The organism is Polaromonas sp. P3_B1, assembly GCF_056402935.1.
In genome coordinates this window covers 1-13,824 of the sequence record NZ_JBFUGK010000064.1, presented here as the reverse complement: position 1 = coordinate 13,824, position 13,824 = coordinate 1, and the positions used below count along the sequence as shown (strand labels likewise).

The following is a 13,824-nucleotide window of genomic DNA, read 5'->3' as shown; positions in this document are numbered from 1 at the left end:
CTCGCTTCGCTCAAACACGTWTTTGCCCTGATCCGCTTGTCTCTGCGCTCCTCGGCCCAGCCAGGACGGGGAAGTCCAAATAAAGAAAACCAATACGAAGACAAATACCAAATACAAACAAGGGCACGCCATGGCGTGCCCTTGTTGTTTTCGGTATTCGGGGTTCTGCCTTCGGCTGTTTTGCTGTTCGGTATCCGGGCCCCTTGTGTATGCGCCGAGGAGCGCAGGTCCAGACGGATAAGGGCAAAAACGTGTTTGAGCCGAAGGCGAGTTGTTTTTGACCCCGTCTGGACCGAGCACCACAGGCTGCCCGTAGCGAAGCGAAGGGACGCAGACACCAGGGTCGCCTTTTCTTTTGCTTACTTTTCTTTTGGCGAAGCAAAAGAAAAGTGAGTTGCCGCCGGGCAACCCCCGGCCAACAACCCTCAGCAGAGAAAAAAACCAGCAAGAGAGCAGAGAGAGAGAGGAGAGAGGGAGAGAAGAGCGCGCAGTCGGCGCAAGACCCGACTAAGAATCCCGAACTTTCCCCCTCAACCCCTTCGTAGCAGACCTCAAACTCTTGCTCTCCAGCCGCCGCTGCCTGGACCCATAAGTAGGCTTGGTCGCCCGCCGCGCCTTCGGCGGCGTGGAAACGCCATCGACCACCTCCTGCAACCGGGCCAGCGCATCGGCGCGGTTCATCTCCTGCGTGCGGTGTTGCTGCGCTTTGATCACCAGCACGCCTTCCTGCGTGATGCGGCTGTCGGAAAGGGCCAGCAGGCGCTCCTTGATGGCATCGGGCAGCGAGGATGCGGCGATGTCAAAGCGCAGGTGCACCGCGCTGGAAACCTTGTTGACGTTCTGGCCGCCCGCGCCTTGGGCGCGTATGGCGCTGAACTCGACCTCGCGCTCGTCGACCGGAAATTTCGGCGGCGTGGCCATGCCCTGGTCGATCAATCAGCGCGCGGCGCTTCAGCCGGCCAGTTCGGCCAGACCGGCGATGGCCAGGGCGTAGCCCTTGACGCCGAAACCGGCCATGACGGCCTTGGCGGCCGGGGAAATATAGGAGTGGTGGCGGAAAGCCTCGCGCGCATGCACGTTGCTGATGTGCAGTTCGATCAGCGTCACGCCCGCGCCCTTGATGGCGTCGTGCAGGGCAACGCTGGTATGCGTGTAGGCGCCGGCATTGAGGACCACGCCGGCCAGCGTGCCGGCGGCCTGTGCGCGGCCTGCCTCGTGGATCGCATCGATCAGTGCGCCTTCGTGGTTGCTTTGCCGGAAGTCGAGTTTGAAACCGTGGGTTTTGCAGGCCTGGGTGCACAGTGCCTCGACGTCGGCCAGCGTCTGCGAGCCGTAGACGGCCGGCTCGCGGGTGCCCAGCAGGTTGAGGTTGGGRCCGTTGAGGACCAGGGCTGTTTTCATGAAGCAAGTCTTTCCAGGGGTTCAGGGTTGACGAGGGTTGGCTGCGAGGTCCCGCAGCATGACGGTTTCGCCGGTGGCGATCGAGCGCCGCACGGCTTCCACGGCCAGCAGGCTTTGCAGGGCGTCCGCGACGGTGATTATCGGCTCTGCCTTGCCGCCTATCAAATCGCAGAAATGGTCCAGTTGCGCCTCGAGCGGGTCCACCGCGTCCAGGGCCAGGGTTTTTTCGGTGAAGGGCGTCATCCAGCCGGGCTCGCCGCGGCTGTCGAGGCTGTGGGTCCAGCAGTGCAGGGTGGGAACGGCCAGCGAGCCCTGTGTGCCGGCAATAAAGTAGCAGTCTTGCGAGGCGTAGCGCGCATAGGCTGCATTCTCGCCCGAGGTCTGCTCCCAGCTGCGCGGCGAGGCCACGGTGTCCGAGAGCGTAAACGTGCCCAGCACGCCGCTGGCGAATTTCAGCGTCATCACGGCCGTGTCTTCCACCGCGAACTGCCGTACCGCGTTCGACGCGAGGGCGTGGACCGACTCCAGCTCGCCGCACAGGTAGCGCAGGTTGTCCATCTCGTGGATCAGGTTGATCAGGATGGGGCCGCCGCCGGCCTGCGTACGCCAGGCGCCTTGCTCGAAATAACTGGCCGGTTTGTAGAACTGCGCGCTGCCCGCCACCGTGACCACATGGCCCAGCAGGCCCGATTGAATGGCGCGCCGCGCCGCCTGCAGCGTGCCGCTGTGCCGCCTGTGGTGGCCCACCAGCATGGGTGTGGATTGCTTGGCCAGCGCGTCCGCCAGTTGCAGGCCGGCCTCCAGCGAATCGGCCACAGGTTTTTCAATCAGCGCCGGCACGCCCTGACTCGCGCAAGCCAGCGCACCGGGCACATGCAAATGATTGGGCGTGGCCAGGATCACGCCCTGGGGCCGGCTCGCGGCTGGCCCAGCGAACAGGGCCTCCAGGCTCTCAAAATGCGGCACGCCCAGGCTGGCGGCCAAGTCCCGCGAAGCCGGTTGCGGGTCCACCACGGCGCACAAGTGGGTACGCGGGCTGGCCTCGATGAGCTCGATATGCCGCCGGCCTATGACACCGGCGCCCGCGACCGCAATGCCCAGCACCGCCGCGGCTGGCTGTGCCATCTCAGCTCTGGCTTTCGAAAAAGCGCTCCAGCAATGCGGCAAAGGCAGCCGGCTGCTCGACCGCGCTCAGGTGCGCGGCCGGCAAGGTTTGAAGCTGGGCGCCCGGAATGCTTTTGCAAATCGCTTCGGACATGGCGACGGGCGTGGCCTCGTCGCGGGTGCCGGCGATCACCAGCGCGGGGCACTGAATGCCGCCATTGCTGGCGCGAAAGTCAATGCCGGCCACCGCCTCGCAGCTCGCGGCATAGGCGGCCGCGTCGGTCTCCACAAGCCGCTCTCGCAACGCCGCCACGCGTTGCTTGCCGCCGCCTGCTTCATCGGTGCGGAACTCAGGCGTGAACCAGCGCTGCAGCGCGCCGTCGGCAATCGCCCCCACGCCCTGGGCCAGCACCGTTTGCACGCGCGCCGCCCACATGGCCCGCGCCGCTTCGTCGTAATACATCGCGGCGTTGGCGACGGTGATGCTCTTGAGCAGTTGCGGGTGCTTCGCGGCCAGCGCCTGCGCGGTCATGCCCCCCATGCTCAGGCCCACAAAATGCACGGGGCCGCCGCCCTGCGCCGCGATAAAACCCGCCGCATCGTCGGCCAGCATGTCGATGGTGTACGGCCCCGCCACGGCTTCCGAGCGGCCGTGGCCGCGGTGGTCGTAACGCAGCACCGTGTAGCGCTGCCTGAGCACGGCGGCCACGCCGTCCCACATGCCGAGCTCGCAGCCCAGCGCGTGGCTGAGCACCACCACGGGGCCGTTGCCCTCCTTGACTGAGTGCAGATGGGTTTTTTTCATGCTTGGCTTTCCGGCAGCAGGCCTTTTTCGCGCAGGATCTCGCCGGCCAGCGCGAAAGCATGGTTGGCCGCGGGCACGCCGCAGTAGATGGCGGCCTGCAGAATGACTTCCTTGATCTCGTCGGGCGTGAGCCGCGATTCGGGCGGGCCGTCGAGTGCGGCGCGAACGTGCATGGTGAATTCTTCATAGGCCTTGAGCGCGATCATGGTCGACAGCACCATGAGGCGGCGCGTCTTGTCGCCCAGCGCCGGCCGGCCCCAGATTTCATTCCAGGCATAGCGCGTGATCAGGTCCTGGAACTCGCTGTTGAAGGCATTGCTCTTGGCGATGGACTTGTCCACCCAGGCATCGCCGAGCACACGCCGGCGGTTGACCATGCCCTTTTCGTTGTCGTTCATGGGGTCACCTTTGTTCGTTTGTTGTCATCGGCTTGCGAAACCAGCGCCTGCAGCGCATCGGCCTGGGCATGTGCCTGGCCGGCGGCCTGCGCCGCCAGTTCCGGGCTGAACCATTCGTCGGCCGCGTCTTGCGGTAGTTCGGCGCGCAAGGTGTCCAGGTTGGCGCGCATGCGCTTCGTATCCACCTGCAAGCCCGGCAGCGCCTGCGCCATGGCGCGCACCGAACCATGGGCCGACATCAGCAGCCCAGGCCACTCGGCCAATTCGGCCTGCCAGTTGCCCAGCGCGCGTTCGTGCTCCTGAGGCATGGCTGCCAGCAGGGCGGCCACGCGCTGCGGGGCGCGTGCGGCGGCGGCCAGCGCCACCATGCAGGCCACCGGGTTGCGTTTGTGCGGCATGGCCGAGGAACCGCCGCGCCCGGGCTCGGTCGGCTCGGCCAGTTCGCCAATCTCGTACTGGCCCATCAGCGAGATGTCCTTGGCGATCTTGCCCAGGCTGCCCACCAGCAAGCCCAGTTCACAGCCCAGTGCCACCCATTCGTCGCGCTGGGTGTGCCAGGGGAAGGCGCTGGCCTTGAGCTTCAAGTCCGCCGCCATGTGGGCAATGATTTGCGGGCCCTTGCCCTGCATTTGCGCCAGCGTACCCACCGCGCCGCCCAGTTGCACGGCCAATGCGTTGTCGGCGGCGACCCGCAGGCGCAGCAGGCTGCGCGCCAGCGGCGCGGCCCAGCCCGCGCATTTAAAACCAAAGCTCGTGACCGAGGCCGGCTGCATCAGGGTGCGTGCCATCACCGGGTCGGCCGCATGGCGGCGTGCCAGCACCAGCAGCGCGGCCACCGCCTTGCGGATATCGGCCTCCACCAGGTTCAGCGCATTGCGCGTCACCAGCGCCAGCGCGGTGTCGATGACGTCCTGCGAGGTGGAGCCGAAATGCACATAGCCCGCGGCGTCCTTGTTGAAGAGCGCCACGGTTTCCTTGAGGCTTTTGACCAGCGGAATCGCGATGCTGCCGGCGCGCCCGCTTTCGCGCACGATCTTGGCGACGTCGAACAGCTCGACCTTGCAGGTGCCGATGATGGATTTCGCGGCGGCCTCGGGGATCAGGCCGGCGCTGGCCTGGGCGCGCGCCAGCGAGGCCTCGAAGCGCAGCATGGCATCGAGGAAGTTGCGCTCGCTGAACGCATCCAGGACTTCGGGCGTGGAGAGGAAACCTTCAAAAATACTGCTCATTCCATGCGACTCTCAAAATAATCAAACCCGGCATAAGGCCTCGCCGCTCACCGCTCATCGTTTACCGCTTTAAACGCATCTGGTTGGGCAAGGGGACTGAACGGCGCAGCACGTCTTCACCCAGCCACAGGGCCGAGCGCCAGCCGCGCTCCGCCACCGAGGGCAAGGGCATCTGCTGGTAGTCGTCGTTGAACACCTCGAAGCTGTAGTCGCCGCGGTAGCCCAGGCCGTGCAGCCGGGTCACGAGGGTGGCCAGCGCCTCGCTGTGCACACCTTCGCCCGGGAACACGCGGAAATGCCGGGCCGTGGCGATGCGCTCCTCGACCGACTTGATCTCGGTCCACATGAAGTCGGCCAGCTGCACCAGGAAAATCTTGTCCGGGTCCAGGATGTCGAGTTCATCCAGCGAGGTGTTGGTGGCGAACATGTGGTACGAGTCGAAGCCCAGGCCCAGGTTGGGCATGTCGGCCTGGCAGATGATGTCCCAGGCCTGCGGAAATTCGTTGACCACGCGGCCCCAGGACAAGGCCTCATAGGCGATCTTGATGTTCATCGGGATCGCCAGCATGGCCAGCTTGCGCAAGTCCTTGACCAGCGCGGCGGTCTCGCCCGTGGCATGCACCGAGGTCGACGAGCACACCAGCAGCAGCCGGCAGTCCAGCGCGTGGCACATGCCCAGCATGGACTTGGCGATGTCCATCTTGTAGTCGTGCAGGTGGCCCGACAGGCCTTCAAAATCGCGCAGCACTTGAAAGCCCGTGACGCGCAGGCCGCTGGCGCGCACCTCGGCGACGGCCGCCTCCATGCCGTCGGGGTGGCCGACAATGTCCTTGGCTGCCAGCATGATCTGCGTGAAGCCGGCTTCGCGCACGGCCTTGAGCTTGGCCTCCAGCGGCCCCGCAAGCGAGATGGTGTCCATCCCGAAGTCGTCAATGTTTCCGCTGTAGTGGCTCATGGTATGCCGCCGTTCAGCGTTCGTTGTGGACCAGCTCGAAGCTCACGCTGCCCATCCAGGTTCGCGTGAGCGCGCCGCGGTCCTCGGTGTGCACGCCGCGCGATTCAACGAACTCCACGCCGCGCTTCGTGAGCTCGGCCACCGAAGCCAGCACGTCGGGGCTGCCCAGGCCCAGGCGCTGCAGGGCCTCGTCGCCCTCCACGTCCAGCACGCTGGCTTCGGGTTCTATCAGCTGCAGGTAAAAGCGCGAGGCCGCAGGGCAGGGGCTGCGCAAAATGCGGCCCTTGGGCAATATGCCGAAGCGCTGGTCGTCGGGCAGGTCGGTGAAGCCGAAGAGCTCGCGGTAGAACTCGGCCCAGTCCTCGGTGCGATCGTTGCCGATGTACTGCACGACACCGAAAAAATGCAGGCCGGCCACGGCGGGCGGATGCGGGTCCACCGTCGGGATGGGCACGAAGTCCACGTCGTAGATCGAAAAGGTCTCGTAGCGGTCGACAAAATAAATGCGGCTCTTGCCCACGCCGTGGATGGCGGGGATGTTGAGCTCCATCACCTCCACGCGCGAAGGCACGGCCCAGGCGCCGCGCTCCAGGGCGCGGCGGTAGGCTTCAGCCGCATCCCGCACGCGCAGCGCCACGGCGGCGATCGCCGGTTTGTCGGTGGGCGCGGCCCCGTCGGGCATGGCGGGGATGTGGGCGTTGACGATGACGTTCATGCCCCCCTGTCGGTACAGCATGACCTCGCGCGAGCGGTGCCGCGCCACAGGCCTGAAACCCATCATCTCCAGCACCTGGCCCAGGGCCTGCGGCTTGGAGGTGGTGTATTCAATGAACTCGATGCCGTCCATGCCCAGCGGGTTGGCGACTTCGGGGATGGCTTCGCGGTCGGCAGGGGCTTGTGTGGCCTTGCTCATGATGTTCTCCGGGTCAGGTGGTTCCAGACAATTTCACACGGTTCAAGCAGCTTTCACGGACGCGCCCGGCACATGGCCGCCGCCCAGGAAGAGGCGTTCGATGTTCGGGTCAGCCAGCAGTTCGGAGGCTTTTTTGTGCAGCACCAGCTGGCCCGATTCCAGCGCGATGGCGTCGTCCGATATCTTGAGCGCGCTCTTGACGTTCTGCTCCACCATCAGCACTGTCGTGCCCTGGGCCGCCAGCTTTTGCAGCAGCTTGAACACGTCCTGCACCACCATGGGAGACAGGCCGATGGAGGGCTCGTCGATCAGCAGTACCTTGGGGCGCAGCAGCAGCGCGCGGCCGATTTCAAGTTGCTTCTGCTCGCCGCCCGACAGCGCCGAAGCCTGTGAATGCAGGCGCTCCTTCACACGCGGGAAGAACTCCAGCACCTCGGGAATGCGCTCGTGGGTGGTCTTGGTGCCCAGCGTGATGCCGCCCAGTTCCAGGTTCTGGAACACCGTGAGCTGCCCGAACAGGTTGCGGCCCTGCGGCACAAAGGCAATGCCCTTGGCCAGCAGCTCTTTCTGGCTGGCGCCCGCGATCTCCTCGCCGTCCAGCAGGATGTGGCCCTGGCGCGGCTTGAGCAAGCCGAACAGCGTTTTGAGCACTGTTGATTTGCCCGCGCCGTTGGGGCCCAGCAGCAAGGTGATGGAGCCGCGCCTGACCTTGAAGGACAGGTTGTTGAGGATCATGAAATCCTTGTAACCCGCCACCACGTCGTCGAATTCGATGCAGATATTGCTGCTCATCTTCAATTTCCTAAATAGGCGTCCAGCACCTCTTTGTTGGAGCGGATCTCGGCCGGTGTGCCGATGGCCATGACTTTGCCCTCCACCATCACCATGATGCGGTGGCACAGGTCCATCACAAAATCCATGTTGTGCTCGATCACCACAAAAGAACTCTTGCGGCCGAACTTGGGGTTCTGGTTGAGTTCCTTGAGCAGCGAAGAGATCCCGCCCACCAGGCTGGGGTTCACGCCGGCGCAGGGTTCGTCGAGCAGCACCAGGTCGGGCTCGGCCATAAAGGCCATGGCGATGTCCACCAGTTTCTGCTGGCCGTAGCTCAGGGTGCCGGCCTGCTTGTCGGCCACATGGCGTATGCGGAACTGGTCGATCAGCGCGTCGGCCTTGTCGCCCAGGCCCGAATCGCCGGGTGCGAACATGCGGCTGAACATGCTGCCCTTGTGCTCCTGCGCAGCCACGATGAGGTTGTCGCGCACCGTCATCTTGCCGAAGACCTGCAGGGTCTGGAAGGTGCGGCCCACGCCGCGGCGGCTCAATTCGAGCGGTGACAGCCCGGTGATGTTCTGGCCGTTGAGTTCGATAGCACCCTCATTGGGTGTGATCTGTCCCAGCACGCTGTTGAACATGGTGGTCTTGCCCGAGCCGTTGGGGCCGATCACGCCGAAGATTTCGCCGGGCATGACTTCAAAGGACACGCCGCCCACGGCCTGGATGGCCCCATAGGCTTTCTTGAGCCCGGTGACTTTTAACAATGCATTGCTCATGATGCGGCTCCGATGCGGCCGGCGGCTGCCGCGCGCGCCTGTGATGCTTCCCGCGCTGCGCGCTTGCTCCTGATGCGGTCGGGAATGCTGAGCAAACCGTCAGGCAACCAGACCATCAGCAGCACCACGGCGGCGCCGAACATCGGCAAATACCAGTTGGACACCAGGGGCACGTCGCGCAGCCATTCCGGCAGCACCACACCCACAGCGGCGCCCACGACGGGGCCGAGGAAATAACCCGCGCCGCCCACGACCACCATCAGGTACAGCATGATGGATGCCGCCACGGCGAAGGGGCCCGGCTCGATGAACTGCACCAGCGAGGCGAACAGCGCACCCGCGATGCCCGCATAAGCCGCACCGATGGCAAAGCTCAGCAGCGTGTAGTTGCGGATGTTGATGCCCAGGCTTTCGGCGCGTATCGGGTTGTCGCGCAGCGCCGTGAAGGCCTTGCCCCAGGGCGAGCGCAGCAGGCCCCATAGCAGGCCGGCCATCATCACGGTGACCGCGAGCACGAAGTAGTAATAGGCCAGGTTGCCTTCGAGCGAATAGCCGAACAGCGAGGGCCGCGCGATGTTGTTGATGCCGAAGGTGCCGCCCGTGAGCCACTCCTCGTTGCGCATCACCAGCCAGACCGCGGTGTTGAAGCCCAGCGTGGCAAAAGCCAGGTAAATCGCCTGCACCCGCAGCGCCGGAAAGCCCAGGACCAGGCCGACGGCGAAGCAGATCAGCGCGGCGGCCGGCAGGCCCAGCCAGAAGCTGACGCCGGCTTTCATCAGGATGGCCACGGTGTACGCGCCTATGCCGAAGAAGGCCGCATGGCCCAGCGATTTCTGGCCCGCGTAGCCGACCGTGAGGTTCAGGCCCATGGTGGCGATGATGAACACCAGCCAGTAGGTCAGCAGGTAGATGCCGTAGTTCTTGAGGAACTGGGGCACGACCAGCACCAGCAGGGTCGCCAGCACACCCAGTGCCAGGGCGAATTTGTTCTCGGCGAGCTTCATACCTTGCGCTCCTCTTTTTTACCCAGCAGGCCTTGCGGCTTGAAGAGAATCACAACCATGAAAATCACCAGCGCGACGGCATCCTTGTAGGCGGGCGAGATGTAGGCCGAAGCGAGGTTTTCGCAGACTCCCACAATCAGGCCGCCCAGCAATGCGCCGCGCGAGTTGTTGAAGCCGCCGATGATGGCGGCGAAAAATGCCTTGGTGCCCAGGCCCTCGCCCATGTCGAACTTGGCGAGGTAGGTGGGCGTGACCAGCATGGCCGCCGCCACCGCCAGCACGGCGTTGATGGCGAAGGTGTAAAAAATCATGCGCGGCACATTGATGCCCAGCACCGAGGCGCTCTCGGTGTTTTGCGCCACCGCCTGCATGGCGCGGCCCGTCACGGTTTTGGCGAGGAAGGCCTGCGTCGCCATGACGATGACCATGGCCAGCGTGAAAGTGCCTATGTCCTGCAGGGTGATGGTCACCCCGGCGATGTTGAACAGCTTGTCGGCGAACAGGCTGGGGAAGGGATGGGCTTCGGCGCTGTAGCCGGCGCGCACGCCGTTGCGCAGGGCGATCGACAGGCCGATGGTGGCCACGACGATGGGCATCATCCCGTATTTGAAGAGCGGATCCACCACGCCGCGCTTGAAGACCCAGCCCAGCAGCAGCACGGCCAGCAGCACCGCCAGAACGAAGCTCACCAGCATGGGTGCGCCCAGCGAAATAAAGGCCAGCATCATGAAAGCCGGCAGCATGACAAATTCGCCCTGGGCGAAGTTGATGGTTCCCGAGGCCTGCCACAGCAGGGTAAAGCCCAGGGCCGCCAGCGCATAAATGCTGCCGGTGGCCAGGCCCGAGAAAAAGAGTTGGAGAAAGTCCGTCATGGAGAAGTCCGATGGTGGAGAAAGCCGGTTGTCGTCAGCGGAGGTTCCGGTGGGCGGGGCTTGCGCCCTGCCTCACCGGCGGCCGGCCCCGCGTGGCCGGCCTGGGGTTACGTCACTTCTTGGCGGCCGGCTTGGAGGCAGCCGGTTTGGGTACGGGTGCGGCGGACGCCAGCGGTATGGCCTTGCTCACGTCGCGGGTGGCCAGGCCCAAGGGCGGCACCATGTCGATGACTTCCTGCTTGCCGTTTTTGACTTCGACCATAAAGCTCATGCGGTCCAGGTCGCCCTTGTTGTCGAACTCGGTGTACATCAGCGCGCCGGGGTACTTGTCGGTGTTGACCTTCAGGCCCTTCATGGCTTCGGCGACGGCCTTGCGGTCCAGCTTGCCGGCCCTTTCAATCGCGGCTTTGAGCACGTAGACGCCGGAGTAGCCTTTCATGCCGTTGTGGTCGGAGATGTACTTGTACTCTTTCTCGAACTTGGCCTTGAAGGCGCGGATGGCGGGCACGGGGGCGTCCACCGTCAGGCCCACGTGGGCGATCGCGCCGTTGGCGGCTTCGCCGGCCAGCTCGATCACTTTCTGGCCGGTCAGCGTGGTCTCGCCGATGATGGGCTTGGTCCAGCCCTGCTTGCGCAGCTCGCGCAGCAGGCGCGCCGACTCTTCCTCGTTCGAATAGGCGAACACACCGTCCGCGTTGCTTTGCTTGGCGCGCAGCACGGCGGCCGAGAAGTCGACCTGGCCCGGTTCGGTGGAGATTTCAGCGAGGATCTTGGTCGGCGAGTTGGCCAGGGCCTTGCGGATCGAGTCCATGCCGCCTTTGCCGAAGTCGTTGTTCACATAGATGACGGCAATGCTCTTGAGCTTGGCCTGCTCGCTGATGTAGCGCGCCACCTTGGGCATGGCGGTCGCTTGCGTAAAGCTCGTGCGGAACACATAGGGATTGCCCTGCTCGGTGATGCTGGCCGCTTCACCGCCGGTGAAGTTGGGCACTTCGGCGCGTCGCGACTCGGCCATGCTGACCATGATGGAGCCGGAGAACACCGGGCCGAAGATGGCAAAGACATTGTCGTCAATGGCTTTTTGCGTCAGGCCCTTGGCCACGCCGGGGTTGCTTTGCGTGTCGGTGGTGGTGGTCTGGATTTTTTTGCCCAGGATGCCGCCGTTGGCGTTGATTTCCTTGACGGCGAGTTCCACGCCGTTCTTGAAGTTGGTACCCGCCGTGGCGCCGCCGCCGGACAGTTCCACGATGTTGGCGATCTTGATCACGTCTTGTGCGAAGCTGGCGGTGCCGGCCATGGCCAGCGCGCAGGCCGCGATCAGTTGAAGGGTGAATCGTTTTTGCATGCTTGTCTCCTCTGGTTAAAAATCAATGCGGTCCCAAATGGCAATAGACAAAAGACCATCAAAGGGCGGCCAACGGCGCACTCGCATGCGCCCCGGAAACCGTCGCCCGGCCGCCCGCCGGGATGCGCCGGATTTCACCCGCCATCGCGGCCGGGTACAAATGCTCGCGGATAAAGGTCGCGTCGCGGCGCACCGCTGCGGCGGCCTCGGCATAGCCGAAAAATTCCAGGTAGTCCGGCGCCTGCTGGATCAGCATCTCAAAACCGGGCTGGGCCACCAGGCCACGGCCGCGCACCGCGCGCACCAGGGGCGTCGGCTGGTTTTTCATGAGGATGTCGACCACGGCCGCATGCGGCGCCAGGCGCGACACGTCGCAGGGCAGCGGGTCTGCGGCCTGCAGGCCCAGGGGCGAGGCGTTGACGACCAGGTCGTAGCCCGAAGGATCGCTGCCGGCAGCGGCCAGCACACGCGTGCCCGCGGCCTGCGGCGCTGAGCCGATGTGCGCCGCAATGGCCTGGGCCTTGCCGGGCACCGGGTCGTAGAGTGCGATTTCGGCCGGGGCGCGGTTGCCGGCGATCGCCAGCGAGGCGGCAATCGCCGATGCGCCGCCGCCGGCGCCCAGCACCAGCACGCGCTTGCCGGCATAGGCCACGCCGAAGTAATCGAGCGAAGACACAAAACCCTTGCCGTCGAACAGCCCGCCTTCGAGGCTTCCGTCAGGGTTGCGGCGTATACCGTTGACGGCCCCGGCCACGCGGCCGTAGTCGTTGCAGTGCGACAGCAGGCCCATCACCAGCGACTTGTGGGGAATGGCCAGGAACATGCCCTTGATGTTCTTTGCCAGAAAGGCCGTGCGTACAAAGGTCTCGATGTCGCCGGCCGCCACATGCACGGGCACCAGCACGGCATTGATGCCCAGGGTTCTGAAGATCAGGTTGAAAACATCCGGCGCCCGGACCTGCTCCACCGGATCGCCGGGAATCAGGTAGACGTCGGTATTGCCCTGGACGGTTGGAAGCATGTCGAAGTTCGCCTTGTAATTCGCTGATCCGTTCGATGATCGATTAATCAGCGCTTGATGGCCTGAACTTTATAGGCCGATAAGGCTACTTCAAAGGAATATCCTTGATATTTGCGCGATCATCGATCAATAATGATCGACAATCGACCGAAACAAGGGTTAGACCTATGAACACCCCCAGCGCTTCCCAAGAGCCCGACGCCCTGCAGGCGCCCAGCCCGCCCGCGCTCGACAAGCGCGACTGGATCGCCGGCCTCGAAAAAGGCCTGGGCATCATTGAATGTTTTGACGACGCCAACCCGCGCCTGACAGCCAGCCAGGCCGGCGTGCGCTGCGGCATGACACGCACCGCGGCGCGCCGCTATCTGCTGACACTGGAACATCTGGGTTATGTGGCCAGCGACGGCAAGCTGTTCTGGCTCACGCCCCGCGTGCTCAGGCTGGGGCAGTCGTATCTGGAGTCGGCCCGGCTGCCGCGCATCGTCCAGCCTTTTTTGCAGCGCGTGACCGCCGGCACCCAGGAGAGCGCGTATGTCAGCGTGATGGACGGCGACGACATCGTCTACATCGCGCGAAACGGCTCCAGCCGCGCGATGAACACCGGCTACGTGCTGGGCTCGCGCGTGCAGGCCCAGGTCACGGCGGCAGGCATGTTGATGCTGTCCATGCGCGAGCCCGCCTGGCTCGAAAAATGGCTGGCCAGCCATGAGCTCAAGGCCTACACCTCCTACACCATCGCCAGCAAGGACCGGCTGAGGATAGAACTGGCCCGTGTGCGGGCGCAAGGCTGGGCGATTTCCGAGCAGCAGCTGGAGTTGAATTACCGCGGTATCGCCGTGCCCTTGCGCGACCGGCACGGCGACGTGGTGGGGGCGCTCAGTGTGACCATGCCCATGGGGCATGAGTCGAGTGAGGAGGCGGGGGGGAGGGTTTTGTCTGTCTTGCGCGAGACGGCGCAGGCGATGAGGAACTTGATTTAGCTTTCCGGTCGCTGGTCGGGAGTGAGGCCGGGTCTTGCTCCGGCCTTCGCGCTCTTCCTCTTCATCCTCCTCTTTACTCTGCTGAGGGTTGCTGGCCGGGTCTCGCCCCGGCGGGCGACTTACTTTCTTTTGCTTCGCCAAAAGAACGTAAGCAAAGAAAAGGCGACCCGCAGTCTGGGTCCCTGCGCTTCGCTACGGGCAACCTGCGGTGCTCGAGCCAAGCGGGGTCAAAAACAACTCGCCT

At 64.5% G+C, this 13,824-nt stretch carries 15 protein-coding genes; 1 reads left to right on the top strand and 14 read right to left on the bottom strand.

The genetic code is table 11. The features are described from left to right. Positions 1–507 precede the first annotated feature (507 nt). The 14 genes from arfB to AC1DXS_RS24025 form a co-directional block, all read right to left on the bottom strand. Positions 508–921 (bottom strand): alternative ribosome rescue aminoacyl-tRNA hydrolase ArfB, encoded by a 414-nt coding sequence (gene arfB / locus AC1DXS_RS24090; protein WP_477739966.1) that lies wholly within the window; start codon positions 919–921, stop codon positions 508–510. Positions 922–951: 30 nt separating this feature from the next. Then, positions 952–1,401 (bottom strand): type II 3-dehydroquinate dehydratase, encoded by a 450-nt coding sequence (aroQ, locus tag AC1DXS_RS24085; RefSeq protein ID WP_477739965.1) that lies wholly within the window; start codon positions 1,399–1,401, stop codon positions 952–954. 21 nt (positions 1,402–1,422) lie between these two features. Further along, positions 1,423–2,526, bottom strand: coding sequence for a Gfo/Idh/MocA family protein (locus AC1DXS_RS24080; protein ID WP_477739964.1), 1,104 nt, complete (start codon positions 2,524–2,526; stop codon positions 1,423–1,425). 1 nt (position 2,527) lies between these two features. Continuing rightward, on the bottom strand, positions 2,528–3,310 hold the full coding sequence (locus AC1DXS_RS24075) for an alpha/beta fold hydrolase (protein ID WP_477739963.1): 783 nt from the start codon (positions 3,308–3,310) through the stop codon (positions 2,528–2,530). Further along, entirely contained in the window at positions 3,307–3,708 is a 402-nt protein-coding gene (locus AC1DXS_RS24070) for a carboxymuconolactone decarboxylase family protein (protein WP_477739962.1), read from the bottom strand. Before AC1DXS_RS24070 ends, AC1DXS_RS24075 begins: the two co-directional genes overlap by 4 nt. After that, positions 3,705–4,937 carry a 3-carboxy-cis,cis-muconate cycloisomerase gene (gene pcaB, locus AC1DXS_RS24065; RefSeq protein ID WP_477739961.1) on the bottom strand — a complete coding sequence of 411 codons (1,233 nt, stop codon included), beginning with the start codon at positions 4,935–4,937 and terminating at the stop codon, positions 3,705–3,707. The genes AC1DXS_RS24070 and pcaB overlap by 4 nt, the downstream gene beginning before the upstream one ends. Before the next feature lie 61 nt (positions 4,938–4,998). Further along, positions 4,999–5,892, bottom strand: coding sequence for a sugar phosphate isomerase/epimerase family protein (locus AC1DXS_RS24060; RefSeq protein ID WP_477739960.1), 894 nt, complete (start codon positions 5,890–5,892; stop codon positions 4,999–5,001). Between the two features lie 13 nt (positions 5,893–5,905). Then, entirely contained in the window at positions 5,906–6,805 is a 900-nt protein-coding gene (locus tag AC1DXS_RS24055; RefSeq protein WP_477739959.1) for a 4-hydroxyphenylpyruvate dioxygenase, read from the bottom strand. Positions 6,806–6,847: 42 nt separating this feature from the next. Next, on the bottom strand, positions 6,848–7,597 hold the full coding sequence (locus AC1DXS_RS24050; protein ID WP_477739958.1) for an ABC transporter ATP-binding protein: 750 nt from the start codon (positions 7,595–7,597) through the stop codon (positions 6,848–6,850). Between the two features lie 2 nt (positions 7,598–7,599). Further along, complete coding sequence (locus AC1DXS_RS24045; protein WP_477739957.1) at positions 7,600–8,358, bottom strand: ABC transporter ATP-binding protein; 759 nt, start codon at positions 8,356–8,358, stop codon at positions 7,600–7,602. Continuing rightward, positions 8,355–9,362 (bottom strand): branched-chain amino acid ABC transporter permease, encoded by a 1,008-nt coding sequence (locus tag AC1DXS_RS24040; RefSeq protein ID WP_477739956.1) that lies wholly within the window; start codon positions 9,360–9,362, stop codon positions 8,355–8,357. Before AC1DXS_RS24040 ends, AC1DXS_RS24045 begins: the two co-directional genes overlap by 4 nt. Next, positions 9,359–10,234 (bottom strand): branched-chain amino acid ABC transporter permease, encoded by an 876-nt coding sequence (locus AC1DXS_RS24035; protein WP_477739955.1) that lies wholly within the window; start codon positions 10,232–10,234, stop codon positions 9,359–9,361. The genes AC1DXS_RS24040 and AC1DXS_RS24035 overlap by 4 nt, the downstream gene beginning before the upstream one ends. Positions 10,235–10,346: 112 nt before the next feature. Next, positions 10,347–11,579 carry an ABC transporter substrate-binding protein gene (locus tag AC1DXS_RS24030; protein ID WP_477739954.1) on the bottom strand — a complete coding sequence of 411 codons (1,233 nt, stop codon included), beginning with the start codon at positions 11,577–11,579 and terminating at the stop codon, positions 10,347–10,349. A 58-nt stretch (positions 11,580–11,637) separates the two neighbouring features. Further along, positions 11,638–12,600: a shikimate dehydrogenase family protein gene (locus AC1DXS_RS24025; protein ID WP_477739953.1), complete on the bottom strand. Its 963-nt coding sequence runs from the start codon at positions 12,598–12,600 to the stop codon at positions 11,638–11,640. A 167-nt stretch (positions 12,601–12,767) separates the two neighbouring features. On the opposite strand from AC1DXS_RS24025, the gene AC1DXS_RS24020 reads away from it, so the two are divergent. Continuing rightward, positions 12,768–13,580: an IclR family transcriptional regulator domain-containing protein gene (locus tag AC1DXS_RS24020; protein WP_477739952.1), complete on the top strand. Its 813-nt coding sequence runs from the start codon at positions 12,768–12,770 to the stop codon at positions 13,578–13,580. The last annotated feature ends 244 nt before the right edge of the window (positions 13,581–13,824 follow it).